Source organism: Methyloterricola oryzae (assembly GCF_000934725.1).
Classification (GTDB): Bacteria; Pseudomonadota; Gammaproteobacteria; order Methylococcales; family Methylococcaceae; genus Methyloterricola; species Methyloterricola oryzae.
Window position 1 is genome coordinate 240,694 of sequence record NZ_JYNS01000005.1, and the last position, 9,927, is coordinate 250,620.

9 protein-coding genes are annotated in these 9,927 nt (G+C 59.8%); 5 read left to right on the forward strand and 4 right to left on the reverse strand.

All coding sequences use genetic code 11. The annotated features are described in order from the left end of the window. Window positions 1–13 precede the first annotated feature (13 nt). The 5 genes from EK23_RS09585 to EK23_RS09610 are packed head-to-tail and all read left to right on the forward strand — an operon-like array spanning window position 14 to window position 4,880. The gene (locus EK23_RS09585; protein ID WP_045225113.1) at window positions 14–544 is read left to right on the forward strand and encodes a hypothetical protein; all 531 of its coding nucleotides are present in this window, start codon (window positions 14–16) and stop codon (window positions 542–544) included. Next, window positions 522–1,478, forward strand: coding sequence for a lytic transglycosylase domain-containing protein (locus EK23_RS21680; protein WP_235281981.1), 957 nt, complete (start codon window positions 522–524; stop codon window positions 1,476–1,478). The genes EK23_RS09585 and EK23_RS21680 overlap by 23 nt, the downstream gene beginning before the upstream one ends. 48 nt (window positions 1,479–1,526) lie before the next feature. Continuing rightward, window positions 1,527–2,051, forward strand: a complete 525-nt coding sequence (locus tag EK23_RS09600; protein WP_045225115.1) for a PFL_4695 family integrating conjugative element protein — start codon at window positions 1,527–1,529, stop codon at window positions 2,049–2,051. Continuing rightward, complete coding sequence (traD, locus tag EK23_RS09605; protein ID WP_045225116.1) at window positions 2,048–4,138, forward strand: type IV conjugative transfer system coupling protein TraD; 2,091 nt, start codon at window positions 2,048–2,050, stop codon at window positions 4,136–4,138. Before EK23_RS09600 ends, traD begins: the two co-directional genes overlap by 4 nt. Further along, complete coding sequence (locus tag EK23_RS09610; protein ID WP_045225117.1) at window positions 4,131–4,880, forward strand: TIGR03747 family integrating conjugative element membrane protein; 750 nt, start codon at window positions 4,131–4,133, stop codon at window positions 4,878–4,880. The genes traD and EK23_RS09610 overlap by 8 nt, the downstream gene beginning before the upstream one ends. A gap of 506 nt (window positions 4,881–5,386) precedes the next feature. Here the strand turns inward: EK23_RS09610 and EK23_RS09615 are convergent. The 4 genes from EK23_RS09615 to EK23_RS09630 form a co-directional block, all read right to left on the reverse strand. Further along, on the reverse strand, window positions 5,387–6,604 hold the full coding sequence (locus EK23_RS09615) for a TolC family protein (protein ID WP_045225118.1): 1,218 nt from the start codon (window positions 6,602–6,604) through the stop codon (window positions 5,387–5,389). Between the two features lie 25 nt (window positions 6,605–6,629). After that, window positions 6,630–7,490, reverse strand: a complete 861-nt coding sequence (locus EK23_RS09620) for a cation-transporting P-type ATPase (RefSeq protein WP_045225119.1) — start codon at window positions 7,488–7,490, stop codon at window positions 6,630–6,632. Between the two features lie 210 nt (window positions 7,491–7,700). Next, on the reverse strand, window positions 7,701–8,060 hold the full coding sequence (locus EK23_RS09625) for a hypothetical protein (RefSeq protein ID WP_045225120.1): 360 nt from the start codon (window positions 8,058–8,060) through the stop codon (window positions 7,701–7,703). An 82-nt stretch (window positions 8,061–8,142) separates the two neighbouring features. Then, a partial coding sequence (locus tag EK23_RS09630) for an efflux RND transporter permease subunit (protein ID WP_045225121.1) occupies window positions 8,143–9,927 on the reverse strand: 1,785 nt, incomplete at its 5' end.

Consider the following 9,927-nt stretch of genomic DNA (forward strand, 5'->3'; position numbering starts at 1 on the left):
AGAGCAGCATAGGATGATCGCAAGTCTGGACGAACATGCCCTCTTTCGGTGGCGGACGAAACTTAAGTCCAAGCTGGATGTTCCCCAGGCTGTCCTGAGGGAATACGGCCTGATCCAGTCAGAGCAGTTCCCGCCTTTCCACGGGCCGCCGCACGCCCAATACCTGAGGTCACAAGGCTACGCATTCAGTTGGGGCCACATCCTGGAGCGCTCCGTGGAGCGCCTCGTCGTCTGGGACTTCGTGCTTGATCGCCTGCTGCAGCGCTATCAGAACGCGGGCCTCGGAATGCGCCAGCTGCAAGCTGTCGCGTACGGGGCCCTGGAGGCGCGTTGCGATTGCACGGAACGCGACACCATCTTGTCCGCCGCATACCACGAGGCGTGGAGAGTGTTTCCCGGCGGCGCGGTGAGCGCATTCGTGGTGGCCGCCCACTTCACCAGGGATGCCGAAGCGCGTGCCTGGGTGGCCGAATCCTTGATTCCTCATCTGCTGCCGGAGGCCATCGAGGCCGCAATCGCATATGTGGAAAGCGCTCCGTGTTAGTCTGCTCCTGTGCGTGTCGGCTCTGTGCGAATCGCACGAGCGAGCAGTGCCATGGGGCTACGCCGAAGTGGCTCGCGCCCATGGCATCCCGGCCGAGGTGTTATTTGCCACCGCCCTGGCCGAAAGCGGCGCCCTGCTCAGCAATGGCTGCCTGAGGCCATGGCCTTGGACACTCACCGTGCGCGGCCGCACCGAACGCTTCTCCAGTCGTGATGCGGCTCATAGCGCGCTGCTGCGCTATCTGGAACGGGGGCACTCGACGATCCGGGTGGGACTGATGCAGGTCGAGTGGCCGCTCTATAGCGACCGTCTCGGCAGCCCCGCTGAGGCATTGGAGCCTTACCATAATCTGCGCGAAGGCTCGAAGCTGCTGCTGGAGCGGTATGTAAAAGAGCGTAACTGGCGGGGCGCCATTCGTGGCTATCATACTCGCAAGCTACATCGCGCTTGGCACTTGTTGGCCAAGCTCAACCGGGCAGGGGAGCTTGCCTGCGGTTTCGACGCTCCCGAGGGAACGGTTTCGCCGCAGCGCGAGCGCATTGCGTCCTGGGTCCAGCACATCGCCGCGAGCTATGCCATCGACCCGGCCCTGGTCATGGCCGTGATCGAGGTGGAATCCGGGTTCGACAGCCTGGCCCGCTCCAACAAGCGCGCGCAAGGGCTGATGCAACTGATCCCGGCCACCGCCAGACGATTCGGTGTCAGCGACCCTTGGAATCCGGTGGAGAACATTCGCGGCGGCACCGCCTATCTGCATTGGCTGTTGCGGCATTTCAACGGCGATGTGCCCTTGTCCCTGGCGGCCTATAACGCCGGAGAAAAAGCGGTGGAGCAGTACCGGGGCATTCCTCCCTACGCTGAAACCCAGGCATATGTGAACAAAATCCTGGCGCGCTACCCAAGAACCCAGCATCCGGTCCCGTTCGCGCGCTAGTGGGAGGCCATTGCGTCCAGTGAACATAGCGCATGGAGAAACCGGCCAATGACGCATGAGATCAAAGCGGCGCTGGCCGCGCTATTGATGATTGCGGGCGCCGTGGCTTGGGCTGAGCCGGTTGTGATCTACGACAGTGGTCGCAGCGAATCCATCGAGGCTTACGTGCCTCGGCCCAAACCGCAGCCTAAAGCTTTCAAACCGAAGCCGGATGCCTTGATAGCCAGCTTGCTGGACCGACGCTTTCCGGTGCACACGCCGGAACTGACGCCGGGAATAGTGGCGCCCATGGCCAGCGCGTTCTCCGGATTGACGCAACCCGTATTCCTGGTGGGGAGCGATGATCTGTCTCGCCGCTGGCTGCGGCAATTTGGCGGCAAGCTGCGCGCGGTCGGCGCGGTGGGCCTGGTTATAGAAGCTCAGAGTCTGGCGGAATTCCAGGAATTGGCGGCCCTCGCGCCAGCCCTGCGCCTGGTGCCTGTATCCGGCTCGGATCTGGTGCGGCAACTTGCGCCGACCCTGCGTCTGGAGCATTACCCGCTCCTGATTTCCGCCCGGCGGATCGAGCAGTGAGTCTGCACCCGATTGAGGCACTGCTGCGCCCACCGGTGGAACTGTGGTCCGCGTTGACCGCTGGCGCTGCGGTCGGCGTGGTCGCACTGGAGCCCGATGCCTTGATGATGCCAACCGATTTGGCGCGGGCCGCTGCGGCCGCTCTGGGTTTCCTGACCTGGCTGCGCGCCTCTCAGGGATATCGCATCGTGCGTTATCAGCGCAACTTGAAGAGGCTATCGCTGTACCGTCTCAAGGCGGGTGAGATCCCGGTCAGCCGGAACAAGTTATTCCTGGGCAAGGGTTTTCGCTGGACTCAGCGCCACACGCAGCGGCTGAAGGACACGCAGAAGCCCATGGGACGCCCGTATGTCGAACCTGGCGCTTGGTATCTGTGGGCACGCAAGGTGGAGACTGCCTGGGAGGACCATCCCCGACTGCAATGGGTGAGCCGGCTGTTGACGCGGGATGCCTGGTGGAATCCGCTGGCACCGCTGCCCCCGGTGGGTGGCAAGGCGGCGCTACACGGCGTGGAACTGGATGAGCGCGACGTGTGGATGCCGTTATACGAACGGGTGGGGCACACGCTGGTGCTGGGAACGACGCGCGTTGGCAAGACCCGTCTCGCTGAAATCCTCATCACCCAGGACATCCGCCGGGGCGATGTGACCATCGTATTTGATCCCAAGGGCGATGCCGACCTCATGAAGCGGGTGGTGGCCGAGGCGCATCGGGCCGGGAGGCAGAATGCGCTGTTCGTGTTCCATCTGGGCTACCCCGAGATATCCGCCCGCTACAACCCGATCGCTAGTTTCTCGCGCATCACGGAGGTGGCCACGCGCATCGCCAATCAGCTACCGAGCCAGGGCAATGCCGCAGCGTTCCGCGAGTTCGCCTGGCATTTCACCAATATCGTGGCGCGAACCTTGGTGGCGCTGGGCCAACGGCCCGATTACACCTTGATCACTCGGTACGTGCGTTACATCGAGCCGCTGCTCCTGGAATATTACCGGCATTGGCTGCCTCAGGTGGCGCCACCCGACTGGCAGCAGGCGGTGGTCGATCGGGCCGCCAACATCGATGAACGGCAACTGCCTTTCGAGCTGAAGGGACGTTCCCACGAAGTCATTGCCTTGGTCCAGTATGCCAAGGAGGCCGGACTGTACGATCCGGTGGCGGACGGCTTGCGCACGGTGTTCGAGTACGACAAGAAGTATTTTGACAAGCTGGTGGTGGGTCTGCAGCCACTGATGGAAAAACTCATCTCGGGCAAGACACGTGAACTGATCGCACCCGACTACAGCGACATCGATGACCCACGCCCGATCTTCGACTGGATGCAAATCATAAGGCGCAAGGGCATCGTCTACGTCGGGTTGGACGCGCTCAGCGATATGGCGGTGTCGCAGGCGGTGGGCAACTCCATGTTCGCTGACCTGGTGTCGGTAGCAGGGCATGTCTATAAACACGGGGTGGACGGCGCGCTGCCGGAAGCGTCACGCTCACGTGCGCTACCAGTCATCAATCTACATTGCGACGAGTTCAACGAACTGATCGGCGATGAGTTCATTCCCATGGTCAACAAGGGGGGCGGTGCAGGCTTTCAGGTCACCGCCTACACGCAGACCGCCCCGGACATCGAGGCGCGCCTGGGCAATGCCGCCAAAACCAAACAGGTCATCGGCAACTTCAACACCACCCTCATGTTGCGTGTAAAGGATTTTGCCACCGCGGAACTGATGACCAATCAACTGGATCAGGTGGAGGTTTACACCCGAACCCCGGTTTCGGGCGCCATCGATTCCTCGGATCCGACTTCGGAGGTGGATTACATCTCCCGCAATGAGGACAGTCTGGGCGTGTCGGAAGTGCCTTTGATCACCCCGGCGGACATCATGTCCTTGCCCAAGGGACAAGCATTCGCGCTGCTGGAGGGCGGGCAGTTGTGGAAGATTCGCATGGCGTTGCCAGACCCTGCAGAGGATTTGCACATGCCCCAGGATCTGCAAGCGGTAGCCGAACTCATGGCCCGTAAGTACAGCACGGGCGACCACTGGTGGGGCACTGCCGCCGCCACGCCGCTAATCACGGTCGCGAAGAATGGCTGACGCCATCCCGGTACAGAGCCGCGCCTCAGGCGTTGCACCCCATCGTGGCCCGCTTGGTCGTTTATTGGGCTGGGTGCTGAGCATCGCCGTCTGGCTGGTCCTGGGCCTGTTTGGCAACATCCTATTCGAGTGCGTGTGCGTCGGACTGCTCTGGCCGGACCAGGGCCCCAGACGGAGCCAGGCCATGCTGGAGGCGGAACTGGCATACCTGGGTAACGATATAAAAGCGAGTCTGTTGGTGGAACATCCAACGGACTTTGCTACGGGTATGGCGGCTGACCTGCATCGCCGCCTGTATGTGGACACTGGCCTGACAAGCTTGCTGCGGCGGGCGGAAACCGCAGCGTCCCGGATCGAGGAAAATCCCTTCTTTCGTCAACGGCTGGATGACACGCTTGTAGGTCTTCGCAAATACCTGGCGGCCGCCATGATCGCCACCCAGGTGTATGCGGTGCGGGTCGCCGTGCTGGTACTGGCAATGCCTGTGTTTTGCCTGTTCGGCCTGGTGGCGCTGGTCGACGGCATCGTAAGCAGGGATTTGCGCCGCTTTGGTGTTGGACGTGAACATGGCCAGGTGTATCACCTCGCCAAGCGCGCCATTGGGCCTACACTCACGCTGCCTTGGGCAATCTATCTGGCCTGGCCAACCACCGTGCACCCCAATTACGTCATCCTGCCTTTCGCGCTGCTGTTCGCCGTCGCAGTGGCCGTCAGTGCGGCCACATTCAAAAAGTATCTGTAGTTCCGAGTAATAGCACTGCGGGAATTGAGCCTGCCGCCAGAAGCGGCGGATCTTCGGCGCGCCATGTTCTACCATTCGGTGATCGGAAACCGAATCGACTCCCGATGGCGGGTATCATAAGCATTACAGTCATCAGCCCGATACCGCGGACAGCCTCCATTTCGGCCATAACCGCCGTTTGATCAGTCCGCATTCCTGTCATTTGCGAAGGTCAGCTCTGATTTATTTCATCAGAATGCCAATTGCCCATTGCTGTCGTCAAGATTACAACACGCTGATTGCGGAGGCAGTTTCAATTTCCTCTCGCACCACCACGCTCTCTGGGACCAACCCTTCTCAGTTGGGCCTTTCGTACCCGGAAGCCCAACAACGGTGTGAGTTTCGCAGTTTGGATTTTTGCTCTTGATCATGCCTCGTGAGTCTGTGTTCTGGCCTTTGCGGAAGTTTTCGCGGTTGAACTCGACGGTTGCGGTCGTGCGAACCACAATTGACTCAGGCTTTCGTGCTCAAGGCGTCTCCCCGACGATGCCTTCTAACCGGGCGAGGGCCTTCTCGTGCTCGGCGAGCTCGCTGTGGAATTCCAGTTCGTTTTCCTGCAGGGTCAACAGACTATTGAGCAGGGTCAAGAAGTCAATTTTACCCACTGCGTAACTAGCCTGGGCCGAAGTTAAGGTTAGGCGCGATTGGGGAATGATGGCGTCGCGCAGAAGTTTCACCAGTTTCTCCGCTCGCTCGGCCTGGGCCAAGTTGTCCTTGATTCGAGACAATAGTTCCTGCCGCAGTGCCTGCAAGTCCTGGAACGAGGCCTCTCTCCCGGCCACCGCCTCGTTCACGCCTTGCCGTTGCTTTGTGGCGAAGTACAGCGGTACCTTCACGTTGAGCATCACCTGATAGCCATCAGTGTTCATGGCATTATCGTGAAGTCCGCGCGCGTCCAATTCGAAGTCCGGGTAATACTCTCGCTTGGCCAGAGCGATGGACTGATCGCCCCGTTCCAGGGTCTTTTGTTGACCATGAAGCAGAGGCGAGGACTGATCTACCAGTGCGTTCAGTTCTGCGGGTGAATGGTGCAGAGGGGTGAACTCGATCTCGCCGGGCGGGGCGAGCGGGTCGTTGGGAAGACGGTTGAGGATGCGATTGATGACGGCATGGAGGGACTGCCGTTTCTGCTCCAGGGACGCCAGCCGAGCCAGGAGCCGGGAAATCTCGGTCTGCGCGCGAAACACATCCTGCTGGGCAGCCTGTCCGACCGAGTAGCGCGACTCAGCGGTGTCCTCGAACTCCTCCAGCAACAGCTTGGTCTTTCCCAACACGTCGATGGAATCATGGACGAAATGCAGGTCGTAAAAGGACTCCTTGAGCTGAGCGATCACCGCCAACTGCATGGCCCTATAATCCTGTTCCATCCGTTCCGCATCGCGGGTGGCGATTTCGCCCTTGAGCCGGAGCTTCCCCGGAAACGGGACTTCTTGACTCATACCATACATCACTTCCCGGTTCGGATTCATGTCCTTATATCCGAGAATAACCTTGGGATCAGGCAAGGTCTGCACCTGGGGGATTACCGCCTTGCCGGACTCCCACCGCTGACGAGCTGCCTGAATATCGGGATTGCGTTCCTGGGCTTCTCGAATCAACGCTGTCAACGCCGACCTTGGCTCACTCTCCTGAGCCAATCCCAGCACAGACCAAACCAAACTAGCCCACAACAGTACCAATTTCATGAGGATTCTCCGGCTCATCACAATCTCAGCGGGGTATTTCGAATCTTTCTTTGGATGAGTCCTGCAGTCCAATCAGCCCCAGAAACACCAGGTTTCGTTCAAGTTCACTCGGGTCGATTGACGTCAGTGCATGATCCGGAACGTGGTCCAGCACCTTTTCAGCGATGGCTAGGACATCGTTGACTTCGGCAGCCATTTCAATGTTGGCCAGAATCAGAGCGCTCAGGTGATCGCTGGTCATCGGTTGACTTCCGTTCTGCGTCCGGATGAAGGTGCATTGTGGGACAACGGCCAGCGGCAGTCCTGTTACGAACAGTCGAACTTCATCTTCCCAGTGACGCGCGACGGATTTCCTCGTCGAGTCCACACGAGAAGAAAATGTGGCTAACCTGGGCATCTCCAAATCGATGGTCGCGCGCCGGATGCCCCATTTGGCCGCAGCGACCAAGAGTGCGCCTTCAACGGGGTCCCCAATCAAATCGACATATTTGCGCCCTTCAACGAGTTCGGCGTCGTTGCAGGCTGCGGCTGCCCAAAGCACCGCGAACAGAACTGGATCGTCCCGCTGGTCGCGCCCGTCACGTAAAAACCCCCCAATCGGCCGACGAGCTTCGCCTGTGACCTCAAAGGAATGTTCAAAGGTAACTATTTTCCTAACTGTCAAAACTTTGGCTATGCCGGGATCTCCGGTCTGACGGCTATTCAAATCATCCTCTGGTACAAACGCGTTATCCGATCTCTCGCCATTGATCAACCAATTGAGGCCCCAAAGCAGCATGAGGCATGTCACAGCGAGCACGCCTCGTTTCATAGAAGCCGGTTCCGACAAGACGGCGATTGAAACGGGCTCGAAAAGCAGGCTCAGCCAATCGTCAATCCAGTTCATGAAACCCTCAGGACTCGAAATTCAATGGTGACTTAGCACGAGCGACCGATGGGACATGAGCACGGGGGCGTAACCCTGAGTAACGTTTTGGCCATCCCAGAGCCTGGGCGGCGTCGGGTTGCCTTGGATCATCGACAAGGGGAGAGCGGCGAAGAAGCCGCTTTTATCGATGCCACAACCCTTCATAACGCCGCCGGTCCGTGCTTTAGATTACTTGGCCATTGCCGCCATTTGTCGATGCATCTTCGCCATTTCCTGGTTTGCCTTAGCCACCTTTTCATAGGAGTTGATGAGCGCCTCGCAGTGTTCCTCGAATGTCTCAGCCGATTTTCCGTACAAGTAGCTATGCTGCTTATACTGCTCCAGGGTCTTCTTGTGCTCATCCACCTTGGCCTCGGCAGCCTTCGCGGCCTCCTCGTAATGTTCAGCCAGCGCCTTGTGGTCCGTTGCCGTTTTGGCATTCTGAATGGCCGCCGTCATGTCCATGGGATGGGGATTCGGCTGAGCGCAGCCTGCCAGTAGCCCCAAGGATAAGGAAGCGATCAGTAATACTTTGGTGACGTCGTTCATGGCACACCTCGATGATGTAGGTTGAATGGCCGATGGATCTTGCGACTGCAGTGTTTTCCGTCGATAGCCTCCTACGGTTGGTTTAGCGTTGAGTTGGTTGAATGGCATAACCCTTGACCAGGGCATAGATCGCCGGAATCACGATCAGCGTGAGCAGGGTCGACGAGACCATGCCGCCCACCATGGGCGCGGCGATGCGGCGCATCACCTCGGATCCCGTCCCCGTACCCCACATAATGGGCAGCAGGCCCGCCATGATGGCCACCACGGTCATCATCTTGGGCCTAACCCGCTCAACCGCCCCTTCCTGTATGGCGGCGTAGAGGTCGGCCATGGTCAACTCGCATCCTTCCGCTTGCGCGAGCGAACGGGATTTTTCCAGGGCATGGTCCAAATAGATCAGCATGACCACGCCCGTCTCCGCCGCCACGCCGGCCAGGGCGATGAACCCAATAATGACCGCCACACTCAGGTTGTAACCCAGCCACACCATCAACCAGATACCTCCCACCAAGGCAAAGGGCAGCGAGAGCATGACGATCAGGGTTTCAGCGATGCGCTGGAAGTTCAGGTAAAGCAACAGAAAGATGGTTACCAGAGTCATCGGCACCACGATCTTCAGCTTGGCCTTGGCCCGTTCCATGTACTCGAACTGGCCGCTCCAGGTGGCGTAGTAGCCGGGAGGAAATTTCACCTGGTCCTGCACGGCCTGGCGGGCATCGTCCACATATCCACCGATGTCGCGGCCGCGGATGTCGATGAAGATGTAGGCGGACAGCAAGGCGTTCTCGGTGCGGATGACGGGCGGCCCCTTGCCCAGTCCGACGCTGGCCAACTGCCCGATGGGGATCATGGCGCCGGAGGGAACAGGCACCAGCACCTGGGTGGCAATGGCATCGGGCGAGTCGCGCAGTTCACGGGGATAGCGCACAATGACGCCGTAGCGCTCCCGCCCTTCCACGGTGGTTGTGACGGTCTCGCCGCCCAAGGCGGTTCCGATGACGTCCTGCAGATCGCCCACGCTCAGGCCATAGCGCGCCAGGGCCAGCCGGTCCGGCTCGATGGTGAGGTAGTAGCCTCCCGTAATCCGTTCCGCATAGGCGCTGCTAGTGCCGGGGACGCTCTTGACCGTCGCTTCGACCTCTTTCGCCAGCCGCTCGATCTCGTCCAGATCCTTGCCGAACACCTTGACACCAATGGGTGTGCGAATGCCGGTGGAAAGCATGTCGATGCGGGCCTTGATGGGCATGGTCCAGGCATTGCTCACGCCCGGGATCTGCAGCGCCTTGTCCATCTCAGCGATCAGCGTGTCGGTGGTCATCCCGGGCCGCCATTGGCTCTCCGGTTTGAGGTTGACGATGGTCTCGAACATCTCCAGAGGTGCCGGGTCGGTAGCCGTGGCGGCCCGTCCCGCCTTGCCAAACACTGATTCCACCTCGGGAAAACTCTTGATGATGCGGTTTTGGGTCTGCATCAGTTCCGCTGCCTTGGTGACGGAAAGCCCCGGTAGGGTCGTCGGCATATACAGTAAAGTGCCCTCGTTTAGCGTCGGCATGAACTCGCTGCCCAGACGGCTGGCGGGTTGAATGGTCGCGGCCAGCGTCATGAGGGCGAGGAGCACTGTCGACTTTTTCCAGCGCAGGACCAGTTGGATCACCGGGCGATATAGCCAGATCAGCACGCGGTTGACGGGGTTCCTGTGTTCGGGAAGGATGCGCCCGCGGATGAACAAAAACATCAACACAGGAACCAGGGTCACCGATAACAGCGCGGAAGCACCCATGGCGAAGGTCTTGGTGTAGGCCAGCGGTTTGAACAGCCGGCCTTCCTGTTCCTCCAGGGCGAAGACGGGCAGGAAGGAAACGGT